Origin of the sequence: Acinetobacter sp. NBRC 110496, assembly GCF_000876115.1 — a bacterium.
Classification (GTDB): domain Bacteria; phylum Pseudomonadota; class Gammaproteobacteria; order Pseudomonadales; family Moraxellaceae; genus Acinetobacter.
Window position 1 is genome coordinate 33,675 of the sequence record NZ_BBTF01000017.1, and the last position, 21,920, is coordinate 55,594.

Annotated in this window: 23 protein-coding genes; 18 read left to right on the top strand and 5 right to left on the bottom strand. The window is 43.1% G+C overall.

Going from position 1 to position 21,920, the window contains the following annotated elements; genetic code table 11:
• The first annotated feature begins 65 nt into the window (after positions 1 to 65).
• From atpB to Aba26S_RS10390, 8 genes are all read left to right on the top strand, one after another.
• The gene (gene atpB, locus Aba26S_RS10355) at positions 66 to 941 is read left to right on the top strand and encodes a F0F1 ATP synthase subunit A (protein ID WP_005240424.1); all 876 of its coding nucleotides are present in this window, start codon (positions 66 to 68) and stop codon (positions 939 to 941) included.
• 82 nt (positions 942 to 1,023) lie between these two features.
• Positions 1,024 to 1,269, top strand: a complete 246-nt coding sequence (gene atpE / locus Aba26S_RS10360) for a F0F1 ATP synthase subunit C (protein ID WP_000424060.1) — start codon at positions 1,024 to 1,026, stop codon at positions 1,267 to 1,269.
• Between the two features lie 39 nt (positions 1,270 to 1,308).
• On the top strand, positions 1,309 to 1,779 hold the full coding sequence (locus Aba26S_RS10365; protein WP_004656525.1) for a F0F1 ATP synthase subunit B: 471 nt from the start codon (positions 1,309 to 1,311) through the stop codon (positions 1,777 to 1,779).
• A gap of 11 nt (positions 1,780 to 1,790) precedes the next feature.
• Positions 1,791 to 2,327, top strand: a complete 537-nt coding sequence (locus Aba26S_RS10370) for a F0F1 ATP synthase subunit delta (RefSeq protein WP_005240421.1) — start codon at positions 1,791 to 1,793, stop codon at positions 2,325 to 2,327.
• A 42-nt stretch (positions 2,328 to 2,369) separates the two neighbouring features.
• On the top strand, positions 2,370 to 3,914 hold the full coding sequence (gene atpA, locus Aba26S_RS10375; protein ID WP_004773229.1) for a F0F1 ATP synthase subunit alpha: 1,545 nt from the start codon (positions 2,370 to 2,372) through the stop codon (positions 3,912 to 3,914).
• 77 nt (positions 3,915 to 3,991) lie between these two features.
• Positions 3,992 to 4,861 carry a F0F1 ATP synthase subunit gamma gene (gene atpG, locus Aba26S_RS10380; RefSeq protein WP_005240419.1) on the top strand — a complete coding sequence of 290 codons (870 nt, stop codon included), beginning with the start codon at positions 3,992 to 3,994 and terminating at the stop codon, positions 4,859 to 4,861.
• A 30-nt stretch (positions 4,862 to 4,891) separates the two neighbouring features.
• The gene (atpD, locus tag Aba26S_RS10385) at positions 4,892 to 6,286 is read left to right on the top strand and encodes a F0F1 ATP synthase subunit beta (protein WP_004656517.1); all 1,395 of its coding nucleotides are present in this window, start codon (positions 4,892 to 4,894) and stop codon (positions 6,284 to 6,286) included.
• A 28-nt stretch (positions 6,287 to 6,314) separates the two neighbouring features.
• The gene (locus Aba26S_RS10390) at positions 6,315 to 6,734 is read left to right on the top strand and encodes a F0F1 ATP synthase subunit epsilon (protein WP_004773226.1); all 420 of its coding nucleotides are present in this window, start codon (positions 6,315 to 6,317) and stop codon (positions 6,732 to 6,734) included.
• A gap of 78 nt (positions 6,735 to 6,812) precedes the next feature.
• Here the strand turns inward: Aba26S_RS10390 and Aba26S_RS10395 are convergent, their stop codons facing one another.
• The 5 genes from Aba26S_RS10395 to Aba26S_RS10415 all read right to left on the bottom strand — a co-directional run bounded on the left by Aba26S_RS10395 (position 6,813) and on the right by Aba26S_RS10415 (position 11,747).
• Positions 6,813 to 7,412 carry a hypothetical protein gene (locus Aba26S_RS10395; protein WP_043971796.1) on the bottom strand — a complete coding sequence of 200 codons (600 nt, stop codon included), beginning with the start codon at positions 7,410 to 7,412 and terminating at the stop codon, positions 6,813 to 6,815.
• A gap of 169 nt (positions 7,413 to 7,581) precedes the next feature.
• On the bottom strand, positions 7,582 to 8,127 hold the full coding sequence (locus tag Aba26S_RS10400; RefSeq protein ID WP_005240415.1) for a glutathione peroxidase: 546 nt from the start codon (positions 8,125 to 8,127) through the stop codon (positions 7,582 to 7,584).
• A 118-nt stretch (positions 8,128 to 8,245) separates the two neighbouring features.
• A complete protein-coding gene (locus Aba26S_RS10405; RefSeq protein ID WP_005240413.1) occupies positions 8,246 to 9,019 on the bottom strand; it encodes a helix-turn-helix transcriptional regulator in 774 nt (257 codons plus the stop codon).
• A gap of 14 nt (positions 9,020 to 9,033) precedes the next feature.
• Positions 9,034 to 10,248: an MFS transporter gene (locus Aba26S_RS10410; protein WP_005240411.1), complete on the bottom strand. Its 1,215-nt coding sequence runs from the start codon at positions 10,246 to 10,248 to the stop codon at positions 9,034 to 9,036.
• Positions 10,249 to 10,514: 266 nt separating this feature from the next.
• Positions 10,515 to 11,747 (bottom strand): MFS transporter, encoded by a 1,233-nt coding sequence (locus tag Aba26S_RS10415; protein WP_005240408.1) that lies wholly within the window; start codon positions 11,745 to 11,747, stop codon positions 10,515 to 10,517.
• A 136-nt stretch (positions 11,748 to 11,883) separates the two neighbouring features.
• Between Aba26S_RS10415 and Aba26S_RS10420 the strand changes: the two genes are divergently transcribed.
• The 10 genes from Aba26S_RS10420 to Aba26S_RS10465 all read left to right on the top strand — a co-directional run bounded on the left by Aba26S_RS10420 (position 11,884) and on the right by Aba26S_RS10465 (position 21,899).
• The gene (locus Aba26S_RS10420) at positions 11,884 to 12,537 is read left to right on the top strand and encodes a TetR/AcrR family transcriptional regulator (RefSeq protein ID WP_370538958.1); all 654 of its coding nucleotides are present in this window, start codon (positions 11,884 to 11,886) and stop codon (positions 12,535 to 12,537) included.
• Between the two features lie 105 nt (positions 12,538 to 12,642).
• Entirely contained in the window at positions 12,643 to 13,557 is a 915-nt protein-coding gene (locus tag Aba26S_RS10425; RefSeq protein ID WP_005240405.1) for a DMT family transporter, read from the top strand.
• 352 nt (positions 13,558 to 13,909) lie between these two features.
• A complete protein-coding gene (locus tag Aba26S_RS10430; protein ID WP_005240403.1) occupies positions 13,910 to 15,088 on the top strand; it encodes a BMP family ABC transporter substrate-binding protein in 1,179 nt (392 codons plus the stop codon).
• Between the two features lie 42 nt (positions 15,089 to 15,130).
• Positions 15,131 to 15,787 (top strand): Rieske 2Fe-2S domain-containing protein, encoded by a 657-nt coding sequence (locus Aba26S_RS10435; protein ID WP_005240401.1) that lies wholly within the window; start codon positions 15,131 to 15,133, stop codon positions 15,785 to 15,787.
• Positions 15,780 to 16,694, top strand: coding sequence for a hypothetical protein (locus tag Aba26S_RS10440; protein WP_005240399.1), 915 nt, complete (start codon positions 15,780 to 15,782; stop codon positions 16,692 to 16,694). The genes Aba26S_RS10435 and Aba26S_RS10440 overlap by 8 nt, the downstream gene beginning before the upstream one ends.
• Entirely contained in the window at positions 16,691 to 17,308 is a 618-nt protein-coding gene (locus tag Aba26S_RS10445; protein ID WP_005240397.1) for a glutathione S-transferase family protein, read from the top strand. Before Aba26S_RS10440 ends, Aba26S_RS10445 begins: the two co-directional genes overlap by 4 nt.
• A 118-nt stretch (positions 17,309 to 17,426) precedes the next feature.
• Entirely contained in the window at positions 17,427 to 18,368 is a 942-nt protein-coding gene (locus Aba26S_RS10450) for a LysR substrate-binding domain-containing protein (protein ID WP_005240395.1), read from the top strand.
• Positions 18,369 to 18,680: 312 nt separating this feature from the next.
• Positions 18,681 to 19,589 carry a hypothetical protein gene (locus tag Aba26S_RS10455; protein ID WP_005240392.1) on the top strand — a complete coding sequence of 303 codons (909 nt, stop codon included), beginning with the start codon at positions 18,681 to 18,683 and terminating at the stop codon, positions 19,587 to 19,589.
• Positions 19,590 to 19,686: 97 nt separating this feature from the next.
• Positions 19,687 to 20,193, top strand: coding sequence for a nucleoside deaminase (locus Aba26S_RS10460; RefSeq protein WP_005240389.1), 507 nt, complete (start codon positions 19,687 to 19,689; stop codon positions 20,191 to 20,193).
• Between the two features lie 98 nt (positions 20,194 to 20,291).
• Entirely contained in the window at positions 20,292 to 21,899 is a 1,608-nt protein-coding gene (locus Aba26S_RS10465) for an ABC transporter ATP-binding protein (RefSeq protein ID WP_005240387.1), read from the top strand.
• Positions 21,900 to 21,920 lie beyond the last annotated feature (21 nt).

The following is a 21,920-nucleotide window of genomic DNA, read 5'->3' on the forward strand; positions in this document are numbered from 1 at the left end:
ATTATGGCCATCCGCATGATTCGTTTCTCTTCTTTTTAATGATTGACATTGACCAGGTGTGATTTATGGCTGCTGAAGAACATGCCCTGACTTCGACCGAGTATATCAAGCATCACTTGACCAATATGACCTATGGCAAAATGCCTGACGGTACATGGAAATTGGCTGAGACTGCTGAAGAAGCTCATTCGATGGGGTTCACTGCAATTCACTTGGATTCAATGGGTTGGTCTATCGGACTTGGTGTTATTTTCTGTTTGTTGTTCTGGACAGTTGCGAAAGCTGCGAATGCAGGTGTTCCAACTAAATTTCAGTCAGCGATTGAAATGATTATCGAGTTTGTTGACTCAAGTGTTCGTGATACTTTCCACGGCAAATCACGCTTAATTGCACCCTTGGCATTAACCATTTTCGTGTGGATTTTCCTCATGAACGCAATGGACTTAATCCCAGTTGACTGGATCCCGTATACAGCTCAATTGATTGGTGCAAACGTATTTGGCATGGACCCTCACCACGTTTACTTCAAGATCGTTCCATCTACTGACCCGAACATTACCCTTGGTATGTCGTTGTCTGTATTTGTTTTAATCTTGTTCTATAGTATTCGTGAGAAAGGGATCGGCGGTTTCGTCGGTGAATTGGCACTTAACCCATTCAACCCAAGTAACAAATTTGCAAAAGCGTTATTGATTCCAGTGAACTTAATTTTGGAATTAGTAACTTTCCTTGCTCGTCCAGTTTCGTTGGCTCTACGACTGTTCGGTAACATGTATGCGGGTGAGTTGATCTTCATCTTGATCGCATTATTGCCGTTCTGGATCCAGTGGGCGTTATCTGTGCCTTGGGCTATCTTCCACATTCTCGTAATCACGCTGCAAGCATTTATCTTTATGATGCTGACCATCGTTTACTTGAGCATGGCAAGCGAAAAGCATTAATGGTATTGCCTGATTGTCACCTGACAGTTGGGCTTAAATTTTAGTTTAATTTGGTAATAACCTAACCTCTGAGGAATTTTTCATGGAACTCACTTTAGGTCTAGTTGCAATTGCATCTGCTATCTTGATCGCTTTCGGTGCTTTAGGTACTGCGATTGGTTTCGGTCTTTTAGGCGGTCGCTTCTTAGAAGCTGTTGCTCGTCAACCAGAATTGGCTCCACAACTTCAAACTCGTATGTTCTTAATTGCGGGTCTTCTTGATGCTGTGCCTATGATCGGTGTTGGTATTGGCTTGTTCTTCATCTTCGCTAATCCATTTGTAGGTTAATAGCTTAATTCCTAAATCCACATATTGAGGAATAGCGAAATGAATATCAACCTCACATTGATTGGCCAGGCAATTGCATTTGCGATCTTTGTCGCATTCTGCATGAAGTTTGTTTGGCCACCACTAATCAATGCGATTAGTGAGCGTCAGCGTAAAATCGCTGATGGCTTAAATGCTGCTGAAAAAGCAAAAGCTGACCTTGCTGATGCGCAAGCACAAGTTAAGGCAGAATTAGACGCAGCAAAAGCACAAGCGGCTCAATTGATCGAACAAGCGAACCGTCGTGCAGCACAATTGATCGAAGAAGCGCGTACCCAAGCATCTGCTGAAGGTGAGCGTATTCGTCAACAGGCGAAAGAAACTGTTGATCAAGACATCAATTCTGCTCGCGAAGAATTACGTCAACAAGTTGCTGCTTTGGCAGTTGCTGGCGCAGAAAAAATTCTGAACCAACAAGTTGACGCAGAAGCTCATAATGCCATGCTGAATCAGCTGGCTGCTAAACTTTAAGCGAGGCGAATATGGCTGAACTCTTGACGTTAGCACGCCCGTACGCCAAAGCAGCATTTGCTTATGCATCTGAGCAGAATGCAACTGACGCTTGGTCAAATGCGTTACAACTGCTCGGTGCTGCGGTGCAAGACGAAGCATTTTCCGCTTATTTAAATCGCCCTGAGCTGACTCCTGCGGAACAAGTAGGTCTTTTTGCGAAGGTTTTAGGTGAAGATCAGTCTCAATCAGTGTCAAATTTCTTGACCTTGCTTGCAGACAACGATCGTTTGGTTTTATTGCCTGAAATCGCAGCAGAATACGAATTACTTAAATCGCAGAACAACAACACATTGGAAGTAGAGATTGAATCTGCTTTTCCAATGGATGCGACACAAGAGCATATTTTAGCTCACGCGCTTGAAAAACGTTTTAACAGAACAGTTCATGTCACTGTTAACGTTAATCCAGCGTTAATCGCAGGTGTTGTGATTCGTGCAGGCGACCAAGTGATAGATGACTCTGCGCTTAACAAGCTTGAAAAAATGCGGACTCGTCTTCTTGCCTAATAGCAAAAAGACTGAACTTAAAAAAGATTGAGGAATAGCGCAATGCAACAACTGAATCCATCCGAGATCAGTGCGCTCATTAAACAGCGTATCGGCGATCTGGACACCAGCGCGACCGCGAAGAATGAAGGTACCATCGTCATGGTATCTGACGGTATCGTGCGTATTCACGGTCTTGCAGATGCAATGTACGGTGAAATGATCGAATTCGACGGCGGCTTATTTGGTATGGCACTGAACCTAGAACAGGATTCAGTGGGTGCCGTTGTTTTAGGTAACTACCTAAGCCTGCAAGAAGGTCAAAAAGCTCGTTGCACAGGTCGTGTATTAGAAGTTCCGGTTGGTCCTGAACTTCTTGGCCGTGTCGTAGACGCTTTGGGTAACCCAATTGATGGTAAAGGCCCGATTGATGCAAAACTAACGGATGCTGTTGAAAAAGTAGCACCAGGTGTAATTTGGCGTCAGTCTGTCGACGAACCTGTTCAAACTGGTTATAAATCAGTTGATACCATGATCCCTGTAGGTCGTGGTCAGCGTGAGTTGATTATTGGTGACCGTCAAACTGGTAAAACAGCAATGGCGATCGATGCGATCATCGCTCAGAAAAACTCTGGCATTAAATGTGTATACGTTGCGATTGGTCAAAAACAATCAACAATTGCAAACGTAGTACGCAAGCTAGAAGAAACTGGCGCTATGGCGTATACAACTGTTGTCGCAGCTGCGGCCGCTGATCCTGCAGCAATGCAGTATTTAGCTCCGTATTCTGGCTGTACAATGGGTGAATACTTCCGTGATCGTGGTGAAGATGCGTTAATCATTTATGATGATTTGTCTAAGCAAGCTGTTGCTTACCGTCAAATTTCATTATTGTTACGTCGTCCACCAGGTCGTGAAGCGTATCCAGGTGACGTATTCTATCTTCACTCGCGTCTTCTTGAACGTGCTTCGCGCGTTTCAGCTGATTATGTTGAGAAATTCACGAACGGTGCTGTAACAGGTCAAACTGGTTCTTTAACTGCATTACCGATCATTGAAACTCAAGCTGGTGACGTATCTGCATTCGTACCAACCAACGTAATCTCGATTACTGACGGTCAGATCTTCTTAGAAACATCATTATTCAACGCAGGTATTCGTCCTGCTGTGAACGCGGGTATCTCGGTATCACGTGTTGGTGGTTCAGCTCAAACTAAGATCATCAAAAAATTGTCTGGTGGTATCCGTACTGCTCTAGCACAATACCGTGAATTGGCTGCGTTTGCTCAGTTTGCTTCTGACCTTGATGAAGCAACACGTAAGCAACTTGAGCATGGTCAACGTGTAACTGAGTTAATGAAGCAAAAACAATATGCTCCATACTCAATTGCTGACCAAGCTGTTTCTGTATATGCATCGAACGAAGGCTATATGGCTGACGTAGAAGTGAAGAAAATCGTAGACTTTGATGCTGCGTTAATCTCTTACTTCCGCTCTGAATATGCTGCGTTAATGCAACAGATCGATGAAACTGGTGATTACAACAAAGACATCGAAGCAGCAATCAAATCAGGTATTGAGAGCTTCAAAGCGACTCAAACTTACTAAGTTTATCTTTAGTTAAGTTTGGTTCACGGATCAACCTTCGGAAGCTCGAAAGAGCTTTCGAATACTAGGTTAAGCGTATGGCAAATTTAAAAGAAATTCGCGCCAAAGTAGCTAGTATCAAGAGCACGCAAAAGATTACTCGCGCGATGCAAATGGTAGCTGCTTCGAAAATGCGTCGTGCGCAAGAGCGCATGGCTCAGGGCCGTCCGTATGCCGATAATATGCGCCGTGTAATTGCTCACTTGGTCCAAGCAAACCCTGAATACAAACACCGTTATATGGTTGAACGCCCAGTTAAGCGTGTTGGCTATATCGTAGTGTCTTCAGATCGTGGTTTGGCAGGTGGCTTGAACATTAACTTGTTCAAGAAAGTTGTGCAGCATGTCAAAGCACAACAACAGCAGTCAATTGAAGTTGAATTTGCTTTGATTGGTCAAAAAGCGGTTTCGTTTTTTAAGAATTACGGCGGTAAAGTGCTTGGTGCAACGACCCAACTTGGCGATGCGCCGAGTTTGGAACAGTTAACAGGCTCAGTGCAGGTTATGCTTGATGCATTTGATAAGGGCGAATTAGATCGTATCTACCTCGTATCAAATGGCTTTGTCAATGCAATGACTCAGCAGCCTAAAGTTGAACAACTTGTTCCTTTAGCACCGGCAGAAGAAGGCGATGACCTCAACCGTACTTATGGTTGGGACTATCTCTACGAACCAGAAGCAGAAGAATTGTTAAATGGTTTGTTGGTTCGCTATATCGAGTCTATGGTTTATCAAGGTGTGATTGAAAACGTTGCATGTGAGCAGTCAGCTCGTATGGTCGCGATGAAAGCAGCGACAGACAACGCAGGACAATTGATTAAAGACCTACAGCTCATTTACAACAAGCTGCGTCAAGCCGCGATTACTCAGGAAATTTCCGAGATCGTTGGCGGTGCCGCTGCCGTTTAACATTATTAAGTTTGAATTGAGGAGACAGCAATGAGTAGCGGTCGTATCATTCAGATCATCGGCGCGGTTATCGACGTCGAGTTTGAGCGCAATAGCGTTCCTAAGATCTATGACGCTCTCCAAGTTGACGGTACTGAAACTACATTAGAAGTTCAGCAACAGCTTGGCGATGGTGTTGTTCGTACCATCGCAATGGGTTCTACAGAAGGTCTTAAACGTGGCCTAAATGTAACTAGCACAAATGCACCGATTTCTGTTCCAGTAGGTCCAGCGACACTTGGTCGTATCATGGACGTATTGGGTCGCCCTATCGATGAAGCAGGTCCTGTAGCGACTGAAGAGCGTTTGCCGATTCACCGTCAAGCCCCTTCTTATGCTGAACAAGCAGCTTCGACTGATCTTTTAGAAACTGGTATTAAAGTCATCGACTTACTCTGCCCGTTCGCGAAAGGTGGTAAAGTTGGTCTGTTCGGTGGTGCCGGTGTTGGTAAAACCGTTAACATGATGGAGTTGATCAACAACATCGCGAAAGCTCACTCAGGTTTATCTGTGTTTGCTGGTGTTGGTGAGCGTACTCGTGAAGGTAACGACTTCTATCACGAAATGAAAGATTCTAACGTTCTTGACAAAGTAGCAATGGTCTACGGTCAGATGAACGAGCCACCAGGTAACCGTTTACGCGTAGCGTTGACTGGTTTGACCATGGCTGAATACTTCCGTGATCAAAAAGACGAAAATGGTAAAGGTCGTGACGTATTATTATTCGTCGACAACATCTACCGTTATACACTTGCGGGTACTGAAGTATCAGCATTGTTAGGTCGTATGCCATCTGCAGTAGGTTACCAACCGACACTTGCAGAGGAAATGGGTGTTCTTCAAGAGCGTATTACGTCGACTAAATCTGGTTCGATCACATCGATCCAAGCAGTATACGTACCTGCCGATGACTTAACAGATCCATCGCCTGCAACAACGTTTGCTCACTTAGATGCTACTGTTGTATTGAGCCGTGACATCGCATCTTCTGGTATTTATCCAGCGATCGATCCACTTGACTCAACTTCACGTCAGTTAGACCCATTAGTGGTTGGTGCTGAGCATTATGAAATTGCACGTTCTGTACAGAACGTATTGCAACGTTATAAAGAGCTTAAAGACATCATCGCAATCTTGGGTATGGACGAGTTAGCTGAAGAAGATAAATTGGTTGTTTACCGTGCACGTAAAATCCAACGTTTCTTCTCTCAACCGTTCCATGTTGCTGAAGTATTTACGGGTGCGCCTGGTAAATTAGTACCACTTAAAGAAACGATTCGTGGCTTTAAAGGTCTATTAGCTGGTGAATACGATCACATCCCAGAACAAGCGTTCTATATGGTTGGTGGTATTGACGAAGTGATTGCTAAAGCCGAGAAACTTTAATTAGCAACTCTAATTTAAGGAGATTCTCATGGCGACTATGCAATGTGATGTTGTAAGTGTTAAAGAGTCGATTTACTCTGGACAAGTTACGATGTTAATCGCAAAAGGTGCGGGCGGTGAGCTTGGTATTTTACCAGGACATGCGCCACTCGTAACTTTGCTCCAACCGGGCCCGATTCGTGTTCAGTTGGAAAATGGTACAGAAGAAATCGTTTATGTATCAGGCGGTGTGTTAGAAGTTCAACCTCACGTTGTGACCGTACTTGCAGATACTGCAATTCGCGCTGACAACTTGGATGAAGCTGCAATTATGGAAGCTCGTAAACAAGCTGAAGCATTGTTAGCCAATCAAAAGAGTGATTTGGACTCAGCTGCGGCATTGGCATCTCTTTCAGAGATCTCAGGCCAGCTTGAAACAATTCGTAAAATCAAAAACCGCGCACTTTAATTACTGCAGGTTCGAGATTAAAAAAGCCACCGTCAGGTGGCTTTTTTATCGCAAATTGAAAATTAAAAGAATTAATCTCTAGGCATTCGAATCGGCTTTATGATTGCCCAATATCAAAGTGGCCAGTTTCACCATGTCCATTTGAATGCTATTAAACTGTTTCTCGATCTTGGCAAAATCAATTTTTGAAAGGTCGGTTTGACCATGCAAGAGAGGCATATTTAACAGCTGCTGATTGGCAGCCAATAGGCTTTGGCGGATCTGATCGACTTCATCACTTCTGAGATTCAATGACAATAAGGCGTCGTGCAAGTTATGCAGTTGCTGATTTAACTCACCTGTGGTGCTTTGTAACTTCTGTGCATTCTTATCCTGGATCGCCTGCTCTAGATTGCTTTGCGATTGTTTCAGCAGCGTGACATAGTCATCGGTTTCGATCTGAAGCTTGGCAATATCACGGGCAATATTGAGCATATTGCCACGGCTTAAATTCTGGCTTTGCTGCGCAGTTGAGCTGTGACCTTGTTGATCTTCTGGTGTGCTGATGGATTGCTCCAGCTCAGTGGATTGTTCAGCCTGTTGATTGTCCTGTGGTGTTTGGTCACAACCGACCAAGGCAAGCACTGCGGCAAGTGTAGATGTTGTGAGAATGGCTTTGATAGATCGCTTTTCCATCATGGCTGAACACACCAGATTATAAGAGGGAAGTCACTATAGTGAGAAAGTGTGGAGAAAAAAGTGATTTTTGCAATTCTGCAACAGTTTGATGGCAGACGATCATATGGAGAGAGGGAATTCAAATAGAAAAAGAGCAGATCAACTGCTCTTTTTTATATGTTTTTAAAGTTTATTTGGCCAATTCAGCTTCAATGGCACTGACAATACGCTCGTCATCTGCAGTGATGTCTGGTGCAAAACGAGCGACAATTTCACCCTGTTTATTCACGAGAAATTTTTCAAAATTCCATAACACCTCTGGCGGATTATTTGGGGTTAAACCATAATCCACGAGATCTTTCCACCATGGCCCTTCGCCAATACGTTCAGGAATGGCTTGAGTAAGGGTTTGATATAATGCATGTTTGTCATCACCTGCAACCGAGATTTTGGCAAATAGCGGAAAGTGCACGTCATAATTCAAAGAACAGAATTGTTGAATTTCATCATTCGTACCTGGTTCTTGTTCCAAGAAGTTATTGGCAGGGAAACCCAGAATTTCCAAGCCTTGTTCTTTCTTGGCCTGATAGAGTTTTTCTAAACCTTCATACTGTGGGGTTAAACCGCATTTTGATGCGACGTTAACGATAAGCAGAACTTTGCCTTGATATTGAGCAAGATCAACCTCTTGACCTTTGATGTCCTTAACAGGAATGTGATAAACCGACTGGCTCATGGAATGCGTCCTAATTTGTTGTTGTGACAAGACCTGTTTGTTTTAACTGCTATTGCTTCAGAGTGCAATCCTCTTGATATGAATCCATACAAATAATAAGTAAAACCAAAGATTTGTTTTAGACTGCTGAATTTTTGAGTTGAATTGGCGTCTGCCCGGTATAGCGTTTGAAGAATTCAATAAAGCTGGAGCTATGATGATAGCCCAGCGTAAAAGCCAGTTGCTTGATGGTCATGCCTTGCCGAATCTGATTGATGGCAAAAATGATTTTGGCGCGATTACGCCATTCAGATAATGAAAGTTGTAATTCCTGCTGACTAAGGCGTAATACATGTCGTTCGCTGACTGGAAACTGTTGTAAGAGCTGTTGCAGGCTTTGATTAAATTGATCTGGATCTGCCAGTCTTTCCAGAATAGGAGCCAAGATCGGGTGGCTACTTTGTGGGAGGTAATGAGAATAAGCGGGTGCTTGTTTCAGTTGATCCAACAGAACTTGAAGCAGATGTTCACGATATTCAGGCGCAGCAGCCTGTTTTTGCTGCTCAAGGATCTGCAGTACCAAGGCCCGCAAAAATGGTTCGATACTATAACAACGGCATTCAGCACCCAAAAAATCGCCAAACTTCGGATGTAGACGAATACAGATATAATGAATTTCATGCTCAACCGGCAGTGATTGATGTTCGGTTCGTGGGGGTAACCATAATCCATAACAGGGGGGTGATAGGTAATATTTACCTTCAATATCAAACTCTAAAGTCCCATTCAGACTGAAATTGAAATCGCCCCAAAGTGAAGAATGAGGTGTGACAATATCATCCTTTTGATACAGAAATTCATGGACTTCTATACCGTGCAAGAATGGAAATTGTTCAGCAACATCACGCTTCATTTGAGGATCTCATGCTAATTTTCGAAAGTCACTTTGGGGTTATTCAAGCCTTTGGCCAAAGTGAAGATACTGATCAATGCCAAGGCAACAAAACTAATTACACCATAAATTAAGATATTTTCATTGAAATGATCAACCACATAGCCGCCGAGTAATGAACCCGTGGCAATCATCACTTGGAACATCCCTACAAATAGCGGCATACCTTTTTCAACAGCGTGAGGGGCATGCACGAACATCCAGATATTGGCTGAAGTCGGGAAAGCACCAAATGCAAACCCCCATAAAGCAGTCAATACAATTGCCCCAAACTGGTGAGTCGCGAAAATCGGGAAGCCGAAAAATACGATTACAAAACAGATCCCGACAAAGGCGAGCGTATAGCGCACATTTAAATTGCCGCTATAGCCAGCAAATGCATTACCAAAAATACCTGCAATACCGTAGAGCAACAACAATGAACTGATGGTGGTACCATCAAAGCCTGCAATATTTTTAAAGAAAGGCGCTAAATAACTATAGGCACAGAAGTGAGCTAGACCAATTAACAGGACAATCAACATACCACTACGCGCCTTTGGTGTACGGAGTAGGGCGGGCAGATCATGTAAATGAATGGCAGATTCAGGTTTTAGTGCAGGTAAGAAAATCAGTTGCAGTACTAACACCACTAAGCCGATGGCAGCGGTAATTCCAAAGGCGCTGCGCCAACCATAGAATTCACTGAGCCAAGTCCCGATTGGAACACCGAGTACAGTAGCAAAAGTAACACCAGCCATGACAATCGCAGTAGCTTTGGCAATTGGCAAATGTGCGGGTGCAAGTTTGCCACTTAACGCGATGGCGGTGGCCCAGAAGCCGCCAATTGAAATCCCCAGTACCAAGCGGCTAAGCAATAACACATTGAAGCTATCTGCAAAAGCAGTAATGGTATTGGCGATCACCATAATTGCGGTCAGCAAGATCAATACATAGCGTCGATCAAGCTGTTTCACGGAAATGGGCAAGAGCGGCGCTGCAATTGCAGCCATAACACCAGGTAAGGTAATGATTAATCCCGCTGTGCCTACTGAAATATTCAAGTCGGTCGCGACACTATTGAGGACGCCCACAGGTAAGAATTCACTGGTGACCAGTGCAAAGGCAGCAACAGCTACCGCTAAAATTGCATACCAGCTTCCTTGTGTAGTTTCAGTGGGTCGGGTGTCTGAAGAGGTGGATTGTTCCATGTGAATATCCTTATTTGTCAGTAGCATGACAAAAGGGTGAAGAATTGATTAATTTTTTATAACGATCGCTATAAAATAAAATAGTGCATAAATAGAAGGTCGTCAAATGTTTTTATAGTGATCATTATAAAAATATCTGTAAGGCTTATTATAAATTTGCATGGTCGGGGAAATGGATGCTGGAACAGAAAGCAATCAATACGGTCGCCTTAACTTATCGTACTATAGCGGCGACCATTCATCATTGATCACAGACAGGTTCCATCTCAGCCTGTATTATTGTTTTGATAATGGTTTTTAGGATTGTTTAAGCCGCGTGCCAGCGTAAAGATCAATACCAGAGAACAGAAGACCAAGGGCAGCATGGCAAAAAATAAGATCGTACCATTAAAATAATCAACGATAATGCCGCCAAACATACTGCCTAGCGCAATCAGGATTAAAAAGGTCAATGTTACCATAGGCATGCCTTTTTCAACGGCTTCGGGTGCATGGGTAAACATCCAGATGTTGACTGCAGTTGGAATAATGCCATAAGCGAAGCCCCACACGGCAGTCAATATGATTGCAGAGATGATATGGGTGCCAAACAGCGGCAGGCTGAGAAAGGCAAACAAGAAGGCAATACCACTCACTGCGAAGGTATAACGAATATTGATCTGTCCGAGGTAGCCCGCAAAAATATTGCCAAAAATCCCTGCGATCCCATAGACCAGCAGTAAACGGCTAATCAAGCCCTCAGAGAAATCCAGTTCATGCTTAAAAAAGGCAGAAAAATAACTATAAGCTGCAAAATGTGCGAAACCCATAAAAAGAAAGATAATCAGTCCTTTACGTGCAGCCTGATGTTGTAGCAGGATCGGAAGCTCTTTCCAGCGTAGGGAAGATGCGGGTTTCAATTGAGGCAGGTATAGATACTGGAATATAAACAGGAATATCCCCATCAATGAAATCGCCGTGAAAGAGGTTTGCCAGCCATTATATTGAGCCAGCCAGGTGCCCATGGGAACACCCAATACACTGGCTAAAGTGACTCCGAACGCGACCCATGCGGTAGCTTTGGCAATGGGTAAATGAGGGGGTGCAAGACGGCCGCTTAAAGCAACCGCAGTGGCCCAGAAGCCTCCAACAGCAACGCCCAAAATAATGCGCCCGACTAAAAGCAGGAGAAAGTTAGGCGCAAATGCAGTAAGAAGATTGGCAACAATCATGAACAGAGTGAGCAGCAAGAGCAAATTACGTCGATCGAGTGTCTTCGCTGAAATTGGAATCAGCACAGCAGCGAACATACCCACAATTGCAGTTAACGAAACCGTGAGACCCGCTGTTCCCACTGAGATCTGGAAATCCCGTGCGATGTCGTTGAGTACGCCAATGGCAAGAAATTCACCCGTAACTAAAGCAAAGGCACTGAATGTCACTGAAAGCAGCGCGAGCCAGTTCCCTTGCGAAGGGTTTGACTCCAGTGAGCTGATCTCAGTTGCAGATGAGTTTTCCATAAAAATTCCGTTTATTGTTAGTCGGATAACAATAAAATTTAAAAATAATAAGTTTTATAATGATCGCTATAAAATAAAATAGTTGATTAATGTTGCTGCGTCAATTAGTTTGATAGTGATCGTTATGAAAATACCTGTGACTGTTATGACAAATGCACCTGATCCTCTGCCAACACCATGTGATGATAGCTTGAAAAAGAAGCGTGGTCGTCCGAAGTGTTTTGACGAGCAGCAGGCTTTGGAAAAAGCAATGTTGTTATTTTGGGAGCATGGTTATGAAGCTACGTCAATCAGTGATTTGACACAAGCGCTAGAGCTGACTGCCCCGAGTTTATACAGCAGTTTTGGTGATAAAGCTGGGCTGTTTTATAAATGCATCGATTATTATTTGGCACATGAAGCTTGCCCGATAATTCCTATTTTTTTAGAAGCCAAAACCGCCAAAGTTGCATTTGAGCTTTATTTATATGACAACGTCAAACGTTTGGCTCAACCCAATAAACCAGCAGGCTGTATGTTGGTGGTTGCAACCATGAACTGCTCGGACAATGCACAGGCGGTGCAACACAATATTCTGGAAAAACGTTTGCAGACCAAGCAAAAACTGTTTGAACGTTTAGAGCAGGGCGTTGCCAACGGGGATTTGCCAGCAACAGCGCCTTTACAGGAAATGACAGACTTTTATGCAACGGTTGTGCAGGGGCTAACTATTCAGGCACGCGATGGTGCGACGGTTGAACAATTGCATCGGGTGGTTGAACACGCCATGCGTGCTTGGGAGCTATTCTAAGCATAACAGATGTCGTGAGCGCGATATAAATGTCTGAAATTCAATATTTCAATTATTTTGGACATCTTTCACAATATAGCATTGCTGAGATATTGTGAGAAAATGATGGGTCAGTTGAGTAAATACCAAAAATGGGCCTTTGTCTTGCCCTTGATTGCCGTCTTGATTTGGTCGCTGAATATTGCGGTGACTCGTTATGTGGCTGATTATATTTCACCCGTCAGTATTAGTTTTTATCGTTGGTTTGTGGCTTTTCTGATTTTAACACCATTCATGTTGCCCAAGGTATGGAAACAGCGCAGTTTAATTGTGCCATACCTGCCTAAATTAGCGGTGTTGAGTGCTTTTGGGATGGTGTTGTATCAAGGTCTTTCTTATACCGCAGCGCATTATACCACCGCAACCAATATGGGCATTGTGAATGCCTTTGTCCCGATATTTACCATTTTTATCTCTTATTTCATTTTAAAAGATGCACCAAACCGTTTTGCGATTTTTGGCAGTCTGTTGTCCTTTGCTGGCTTGATCTATGTCATGAGCCAAGGGCATATTTCCAGTTTGTTTGCACAGGGCGGACACTGGGGCGATGCGGTGATGGTACTCGCTGTCGGGTTCTATGCCTTTTATGGGGTTTTTCTAAAAAAATGGCAGCTGCAATTGCCATTGCTGACCAGTCTATATGTACAAATTGCGTTTGCATTGTTGTATCACCTGCCATTTCTACTCTGGCTTGGCCTAGATGGGATTAATGCTGAAAATGCAGCCAGTGTTTTCTATGCAGGGGTGTTTCCATCGCTGATTGCACCTTTATTATGGATGGTGGCGGTACAGGCGATTGGCCCAAACCGTACCAGTATTTTTATGAATTTAATGCCTGTATTTACCGCAATTATTGCCAGCCTGTGGTTGTCGGAACATTGGACTGTTTATCATAGCATTGGTGGGATCATGATTCTGATCGGTATTGTCATGGCACAGAAGAAAACTCCTGCAAAGGTAGCGCAGTTACTTCGGAATTAGAAATACGATTTTGAAGCAGGTGTGGGTCCTAGATGTTCCACACTTGTGCAAAATAATTATCACGATCAAGAAATTACTTTTTGGAGCGATTATTGCGCCGTAAGAGAAAGTAGCGGTTGCTAAAAAAATTTATTTTAACAATTTGATTGTTATGAATTTTATTTTTAATTTAAAGAGTGATCTATTTTAATTTTTGTATAACCTTTATTTAAAAATGATCAATTAAAAATATTAAACTGAATGTTGGCGCAAACGTTGCATTTTACCTCTATGTATTCTGGAAAATAGATCATTGTGATTCGAGCAATTTTATTTTCTGGCGTTTATACCATAACAAAATTGGGGTAATGCGATGCCTATTGAAATGAACAAAAATCCAAATACGTTACACGATCAAAGCCCGCAGGGTTTATTTTCAAAATTATTCTCAAAATTTAAAAAGACCGCATTTTGTGCGGCTAGTAGTGGTTTACTCACCGTAGGGGCTCTATCGACAACAGCAACAATGGTGACTGCAGCTTATGCGGCTGATCCACTCAAAGCAGCTTTTGTTTATATTGGTCCGCCAGGTGATCATGGCTGGACATATGCACATGACCAATCTCGCATTCGCACCGAAAAAGATCTGAAAGGAGCAGTAAAAACCACCTTTGTTGCCAATGTGCCTGAAACAGGAGATGCGGAGCGAGTATTTCGTAATCTAGCACAGCAAGGCAATAAAGTGATCTTCGGAACGTCATTTGGCTATATGAATGCGATGGAAAAAGTTTCACGTACTTATCCGAATACCGTATTTATGCATGCGACGGGCTATAAGTCTGGTAAGAATATGGGTAACTACAATATCCGTACCTATCAAGGGGCTTATTTACTGGGTGTATTGGCAGGAAGCAAAAGTAAGACCAATAAAATTGGATTTGTCGGTTCTTACCCCATTCCAGAAGTAGTGCGTAATATCAATGCTTTTACCATTGGCGCGCGTAGTGTTAATCCAAAAATCACGACACAGGTGGTTTGGGTGAGTTCATGGTTTGATCCGGGTAAAGAACGTGATGCTGCATTGGCTTTGATTTCACAAGGTTGTGATGTGTTATTACAAAATACTGATTCGCCAGCAGTTGTTCAGGCAGCCAAACAAAAAGGTGTTTGGGGCTTAGGTTGGAACTCAGATATGGGTAAATTTGGTGGCGATGCGCAATTGGGTGCTGCGGTACTACATTGGGATCCGATTTACGACAAAGTGCTGAAAGATGTTGCTGCGAAAAAATGGAGCAATGCACCGATCTACTCTGGTGTAAAAGAAGGCACGATCAATGTTGAAAATATTGGCACAGCGGTCTCTGCGGATGCCAAAAAGATGGTATTAGCTCGTCGTGATGCGATTAAAGCAGGCAAATTGAATCCATTTGCTGGCCCTCTATATACACAGGCAGGTAAAGAATTTGTTAAGGCGGGGAGTGCTTATACCGAAGCGCAACTCGACAAAATGAACTTCTATGTACAAGGCGTGCAAGGTGTATTGCCAAAATAAAAATTGGGCAAAGTGGTTTAAGTTATATTGAGGAAAATGGGCATGATTACAGGTCAATGGATTCCGTTAGTCCCTTCTATACTGATCGAAACAGGTGAGGTAGAGCAGGTTCTGGTGAGGGGGAAAGATGTTGCTGTCTGGCGTTCCATGCAGGGTCATGTTCAAATCTGGGAAAACCGTTGTCCACATCGTAGTGTGCGTTTAAGTTTGGGGCAGGTACAGGGTGAAAGTCTGGTCTGTGCCTATCACGGTTGGCAGTTTGCCGCAGAAGATGGGCATTGTCAGCGTATTCCTGCTCAGCCTGAACAGCGCGCACCGAAAAGTGTATGTGCAAGATCTTATGCAGTCATGGAAAATTCAGGCCTGATCTGGTATGGCGAAGATGCTTTACCTGACATTGATCCTTTATTTGAGGAAATACAATTAGTCTATGCAGGGTCTGTCACTATCTCGGTCACACTCCCTCAAGTACAAGATTATTTATTGGAAGCGGGTTTGACTGAATGCGCTATGCATAATGGATTGAGTTGGCGAGATGATGCAGCAGATCGTAGATTGCGTATTTATCTCACGCCGACACAGACCAATGTTGTAACGGTACATGCCATGCTATTACAAAGCGCAAAGCCTACTCAATGTTATCCTTTATTAAGACAGATGCGAGAAAATCTGGAGTCGGAGAAACTCAGCCATGCCTAATACACAGCAGTATTCGCAGATGATTTCATCTAGTTTGATGGGGGAATGGATTGTGGTTGCGTCAGAGCAGGAATTCGTTCGGTGCCAGCAGATAAAAACATGTCTGGATGGACAAATTTTAACGATCCATCGAGATATCATCAATGATGTCCATGTTTATCAGGTGAAGTTCGATTCACTCGATGTAGACATGTTGAATTTGGCTGTGCAAGTGGCTTTTGGGTTTGTATGGTTATGTGTCGGAACTGAAAAAAAACCATTATTTCAGCTTGATGAATATGAGGTTGTAGAGGCACGCCGTGTGCCGTGTGGTGCTTACGGGGTACGCACTTCACCACTACGTGGCATAGAAAATTTTCTGGATATGGCACATTTTCCGTATGTCCATACTGGTATTTTGGGAGCTGAACCAGAAACTGCAGTCAAACCCTATCACGTTGAATGGCGTGAAGATGTCGATGAAATCTGGGCAACGGAGTGTTTTTTTACGCAACCACTTGCCGCACCGAGTTCACCCCAGCCGCAGGAAACTGAATATATCTATCGCGTTGCTTCCCCCTTAAACGCGATTTTATATAAAGTGAATACTGCGGCTAAGGGGATTATTCCTGCTGATGTAGTGTGTCTTTTTATTCAACCCCTGAGTGAAACTCATATTCGGGCGCATTTGCTGATGATTTTGGATGATCAGACGAGCAGCATGACCGATATGGTTTTATTTCAGCAGAAAATTTTTACTCAGGACAAACCGATTCTGGAAAATCATGTGCCTTTAAAACTTCCTTTGGACAAACTGGAAATTCCGACCAAAGCTGATGCACTGGCGACTGCATATCGCAAATGGCTGATCACCAAGAATTGGAGCTATGGAGTACATAAAAGCATACAAACGGAGCAAGTGGTATGAACGTGAATCTATCAACATTGCCTCTAAATTTTGCCGATGATCCATTATCGACAGATTGCTATAGCGTACGTTTGTTACTTGAGTTTTTACAACTTCCTTACCAGTCTGTATATGCAGATGTTGAACAGTTCGATAATCAATTTGAATCGCCAGTTTTATTAGATTCTTCTTCAAACATATCTGGGCTGATGTTTATCTTTCAATATTTAATTGAATTAACAGGAACACAATCTCAATGGATACCAGTTTATTTGTCATCGCAAATACAGGAGTGGCATGATTTTAATGAGAAACTCAAACTGAGTTTGGGACAATTACGTCAGGCCGGTCTGACAATGGATCAATTTTTGACAGATGAGAAAAGATTACTTCAGCAGGCAGCGCAGCAGTTCCGTGAGCTGGATGATCATTTATGTGAGCAAACCATTTGCGGACACCGTTATTTATTGCGTGGGCAACTGACGGCCGCTGACTTGATTGTATTTCCTCAAGTTGCATTGGCTTGGGATGCGGGTGTAAGTTTGCTGCCTTTTTTACACATTCGTCGTTGGATCAATCATATTCGCCATCAACCAAAATTTATTCCAATGGCTGGTTTATTGGCTATCAACTGAGATAAATCGTAAAAATCGTTTTTATTTTCATCATTATGAATCGTTCTGCCTTATTGTAGCCCAGAGATGGTATAAATTTTGCCTATGGACTCGGGTGATCTTAGATAAGGACAGATTGGTGATTCATCCTACAAATAAATGGGAAGCATTAGATGCACATTTGCTGCAAGTTTTATATATGCTTTTAACAGAAAAAAGTGTCTCTAATGCAGCCAAACGACTAAATCAATCACAACCGGCCATTAGTACCGCTTTAAAAAAATTAAGGGAGATCACAGGTGATCAGCTTTTGGTGCGTAGCCGTAATGGCATGACCCCTACTGAGCGTGGTTTATCCTTACTCGAGCCAGTGAGTCAGGTATTAAGCCAGCTTGAATTAATTGCCACCCAACAAGTTAATTTTGATCCGGCACAATCGCGTCAGATATTTAATCTGGCAGCATCGGACTATTTAAACCCCATCGCGATTGGTGAAATTCTTCGCAGGATTCATGTTGAAGCACCCCATTGCACGGTCATCATGCATTCCATGGGACATAATGTAGATTATGCACACGCATTGGAAAGTGGTATGTACGATGCGGTGATTGGTAACTGGCCACAGCCTCCTGAATATTTACGGCTTGCTCCATTGTTCGAGGATGAAGTGGTCTGTTTGCTGCGTAAGTCACATCCTCTGGCGCATAAGACCTTGTCGATGGATGATTATCTTAATGCTGATCATATTGCTCCAACACCTTATACCGTTGGGCAACGTGGAGTTATCGATTTACATTTATCCAAAGAACGCCTAAAACGTAATATTGTGGCATTTATTCCGTACTTTGGAATGATTCCTTATATGCTGCTACAACTTGACGCGATTTTTTCTGCGCCGCGCTCATTTTCTCGCCATTATAGTGCATTATTGCCTTTGACTATTTCCGATGCGCCAATCCAGTTTCCCAAAATTTCCTATTATCTACTTTGGCATGAACGTCAGCATCGTTCTCCTGAGTTTCGCTGGTTCAGAGAGTTGGTGATTTCGGTTCTGAGAAACGATAGTCATGTGGTCAATTAACCAATATCTAAGCTCATTGTCTCAATTACTTCTGCTTAAGCACAGGAAGATAACGCTCATTTTCCTGTGCTAAATTCTGTCTGTGATTTCATGACATCGGTTCAAAACAATCATCTTATTGTTTATATCTGTTTTAACATAAGCAACATTGCACATTTTTAATATGCCAATCTTTGGTAGGAAATTTGCCTTTATCACAGGGTCAGATCGTTTTGCATTGGGCAAACGTGATTTTTGAAAAGCCATCATTATGAGTCTTGAGATGAATATTGTGAGCTTTGATCTTGAGAACATGATAAGGGGAAATGTGCAATGAAGGTATTCCAACAAGAGAATGCATTAAAAACGCTAATGACTGCTATGGCTACTATTCTGGGGGGAATTGGAACCATGCAATCTGTACAGGCTTCCACATGGAGCGATACCTCTATTGGATGGCGTTATGGATCACAATTTGCAGAACCGTATAAAAATGATTCAGATGGCAGTCGTACCGATATCACCAAACAAATTTTTAATCTGACCCATGCCAGTGGTGATAAGTATGGTTCAAATTTCTTTAATGTCGATTTGCTTCAGTCAGATGATGAACCGAATAGCACTCAATCCAATGCTAAAGGAACTCAGGAAGCCTATGTGGTCATTCGTCGTTATCTGGATGTTGGCGCCATTACTAAAACAAATTTATCTGTACCAGGTTACATTCGTGGTGCAGGTTTAACATTGGGGCTGGACTGGAACACTAAAAATGATAGTTATGGTTCAAAAAAACGTATGTGGGTCGTAGGGCCAACTATTCAATTTGATGTGCCTGGTTTTCTAGATTTTAGCGTATTGGCATTATTTGAAAGTAATGATCCTTCATCAGATACCCCGCGATTTGGGTATTCTTCGGGGCGTTACACCTATGACACTCATGCTGCTGCACAGTTTACATGGGGCATTCCAATTGGAAAAACACCGCTATCTTTTGAAGGATATGCACTTTGGATTGATTCAAAAGGAAAAAATGAGTCTGGTGGTGATACAAAAGCTGAAACCCATATTGATGTAAGTGTGATGTATGACTTGGGCCCAGTTATTGGGTTAAAAGGCAGCAAGTTACGCGCAGGCGCAGGCTATGAGTATTGGAAAAATAAATTTGGCAGTGACAGCGATGGCTTTGCAGGAAAAGGTGCCACGGCCAGTACACCAATGGTTCGGGTTGACTATCATTTTTAAAAATATCGGCAATGATGCAGATAGAGCCTAAATAGAAAATTTTTACTTACGCTCCGTCTTTAAGATCAATCGTTATTGAATTAAAAGAGACATCAAAATGACATTAAATGATCAGGCAACAGCGCAAGATCTGTTTTTTCTAAGAAAAACGTTTGAATTGGCAGAACAAACTAAATTGCAAGGCTTGCATCCCTTTGCTGCAATTGTGGTGAATGCACTAGGCGAGGTTGTCACTCAGGCAGGCAATAATTCATTACCTCCGACGGGTGATCCCACCCGTCATGCTGAAACTGTTGCAGCAGGGCAGGCCGCACGACTTTTGTCATTGGAACAGTTGCGTAACTGTACTTTATATACCAATGCTGAACCCTGTGCGATGTGTTCTGGTGCGATTTATTGGACCGGCATTGGTCGGGTCGTCTATGGCATGAGTGAAACACAACTCCTCGAAATTACAGGGAATCACCCAGAAAACCCGACATTATCTTTACCTTGTCGTCAGGTATTTGCTAGTGGACAACGCGAAATCAGGGTCATTGGGCCGTGTTTGAGTGAAGAAGCAGCGCAAGCACATCAAGGGTTTTGGACTGAATTAAGTCACTAAACAGATTTTTTATTTAAATATGATCCACAAAATAAAGTGATTGCAGCATGGCATGCCCCTTGCTTCTCTCTAATCACATGAGCTAAAGAGATGACCTGATGGCTTTACCGACCGATAAAATCTCTGTTAATCCAGACTTGAATATGAGCACCAGCAGACCTGCACCTATCTTGCAGAAAAATCGTCTGGAGTTAATCAATATAACGAAACAGTATGGCAGTTTAGTGGCCAATGACCATATTAATTTACAGGTCGCACCCGGTGAAATCCATGCAGTATTGGGTGAAAACGGGGCAGGCAAAAGTACCCTGATGAAAATTATTTATGGGGCAGTCAAGGCTGATGAAGGAGAAATTGTCTGGAATGGTCGCTCTGTCACGATCGAAAGTCCTGCTGCGGCCCGACGTTTGGGAATCGGTATGGTGTATCAACATTTTTCTTTATTTGAAACGTTGACGGTAGTGGAAAATATTGCCCTGAGTCTGGATGAAAAATTTGATCTAAACGTATTATCCAAGCGCGTCATTGCAGTCTCTGAAAAGTATGGATTGCCCATTGATCCGAAAAGAACCGTTTATAGTTTATCGGTTGGAGAGCGACAACGTGTTGAAATTGTACGTTGTTTATTGCAAAACCCATCATTGTTAATTTTAGATGAACCTACTTCGGTACTCACGCCTCAAGCGGTATTAATCTTGTTTGAAACGTTACGCCGTTTAGCCAGTGAAGGGGTATCAATTTTATATATCAGTCATAAACTCCATGAGATACAGAGCTTATGTGATTGCGCTACTATTTTACGGGGTGGAACCGTGACAGGAACTGCTATTCCTAAACAGGAAAGTACCGTGAGTCTGGCTAAGATGATGATTGGGCGTGATCTTCCTGCTTATGAACATCCTGTTTATGTAGGCGAGAGTAAGCCTATATTTGAAGTGAAACAGCTCAATGTTCAGGCACTTGATATTTTTGGAACCTCGCTCGAACATATTCAGCTTAGTGTGAAAACAGGAGAGATTCTGGGGATTGCAGGTATTTCAGGAAATGGGCAAGCCGAACTGTTGACGGCCTTGTCTGGCGAAATAACGACTGCAAAAGGCTGCGTAATGTTAGAGGGACGGGCGATCGGCCATTTAAATGCGGGACAGCGCCGCGCACTGGGTTTTGGTTTTGTGCCTGAAGAACGTTTGGGACGAGGCGCTATTCCCGCGATGAGTCTAACTCAAAATGCTTTACTGACCGCATTTCGACAAGGTTTTGTGCGTTATGGATTGGTCAATTACGAAAAAGCGCGTCATTTTGCACAAGACTGTATGCAGAAATTTGCGGTAAAGGCCTCTGGAACGGCGGCTGTCGCGCGTTCTTTGTCGGGTGGCAACCTACAAAAATTCATCGTAGGTCGTGAAATCTTGCAACAGCCTAAAGTTATGCTGGTGGCCCAACCCACTTGGGGGGTCGATGTCGGTGCAGCCGCCTTTGTTCGTCAAACACTAATTGATCTGTCGCGTCAGGGTGTCGCCATTATTGTAATTTCTGAAGAATTGGAAGAGTTATTTGAGATCAGTGATCGAATTGCTGTTTTGGCCGCAGGTCGCCTAAGTGAAGCTCAACCTGTGAATGAAACCAATGCTGAAACGATTGGTTTGATGATGTCCGGATTGCATCGGCAATCGCAAAGTCCAAGCGTTTTAGACGCATCCGCTTAGGTCTATATCATTTGAACTGGG

Coding starts and splice junctions, on each gene's coding strand:
- atpE (WP_000424060.1), top strand. CDS start 1,024: ATGGAACTCACTTTAGGTCTAGTTGCAATTGCATCTGCTATCTTGATC.
- Aba26S_RS10465 (WP_005240387.1), top strand. CDS start 20,292: ATGGCTTTACCGACCGATAAAATCTCTGTTAATCCAGACTTGAATATG.
- Aba26S_RS10430 (WP_005240403.1), top strand. CDS start 13,910: ATGCCTATTGAAATGAACAAAAATCCAAATACGTTACACGATCAAAGC.
- Aba26S_RS10425 (WP_005240405.1), top strand. CDS start 12,643: ATGGGTCAGTTGAGTAAATACCAAAAATGGGCCTTTGTCTTGCCCTTG.
- Aba26S_RS10435 (WP_005240401.1), top strand. CDS start 15,131: ATGATTACAGGTCAATGGATTCCGTTAGTCCCTTCTATACTGATCGAA.
- atpD (WP_004656517.1), top strand. CDS start 4,892: ATGAGTAGCGGTCGTATCATTCAGATCATCGGCGCGGTTATCGACGTC.
- atpG (WP_005240419.1), top strand. CDS start 3,992: ATGGCAAATTTAAAAGAAATTCGCGCCAAAGTAGCTAGTATCAAGAGC.
- atpA (WP_004773229.1), top strand. CDS start 2,370: ATGCAACAACTGAATCCATCCGAGATCAGTGCGCTCATTAAACAGCGT.
- Aba26S_RS10400 (WP_005240415.1), bottom strand. CDS start 8,127: ATGAGCCAGTCGGTTTATCACATTCCTGTTAAGGACATCAAAGGTCAA.
- Aba26S_RS10410 (WP_005240411.1), bottom strand. CDS start 10,248: ATGGAACAATCCACCTCTTCAGACACCCGACCCACTGAAACTACACAA.
- Aba26S_RS10365 (WP_004656525.1), top strand. CDS start 1,309: ATGAATATCAACCTCACATTGATTGGCCAGGCAATTGCATTTGCGATC.
- Aba26S_RS10415 (WP_005240408.1), bottom strand. CDS start 11,747: ATGGAAAACTCATCTGCAACTGAGATCAGCTCACTGGAGTCAAACCCT.
- Aba26S_RS10455 (WP_005240392.1), top strand. CDS start 18,681: ATGAAGGTATTCCAACAAGAGAATGCATTAAAAACGCTAATGACTGCT.
- Aba26S_RS10370 (WP_005240421.1), top strand. CDS start 1,791: ATGGCTGAACTCTTGACGTTAGCACGCCCGTACGCCAAAGCAGCATTT.
- Aba26S_RS10390 (WP_004773226.1), top strand. CDS start 6,315: ATGGCGACTATGCAATGTGATGTTGTAAGTGTTAAAGAGTCGATTTAC.
- Aba26S_RS10460 (WP_005240389.1), top strand. CDS start 19,687: ATGACATTAAATGATCAGGCAACAGCGCAAGATCTGTTTTTTCTAAGA.
- Aba26S_RS10445 (WP_005240397.1), top strand. CDS start 16,691: ATGAACGTGAATCTATCAACATTGCCTCTAAATTTTGCCGATGATCCA.
- Aba26S_RS10395 (WP_043971796.1), bottom strand. CDS start 7,412: ATGATGGAAAAGCGATCTATCAAAGCCATTCTCACAACATCTACACTT.
- Aba26S_RS10405 (WP_005240413.1), bottom strand. CDS start 9,019: ATGAAGCGTGATGTTGCTGAACAATTTCCATTCTTGCACGGTATAGAA.
- Aba26S_RS10440 (WP_005240399.1), top strand. CDS start 15,780: ATGCCTAATACACAGCAGTATTCGCAGATGATTTCATCTAGTTTGATG.
- atpB (WP_005240424.1), top strand. CDS start 66: ATGGCTGCTGAAGAACATGCCCTGACTTCGACCGAGTATATCAAGCAT.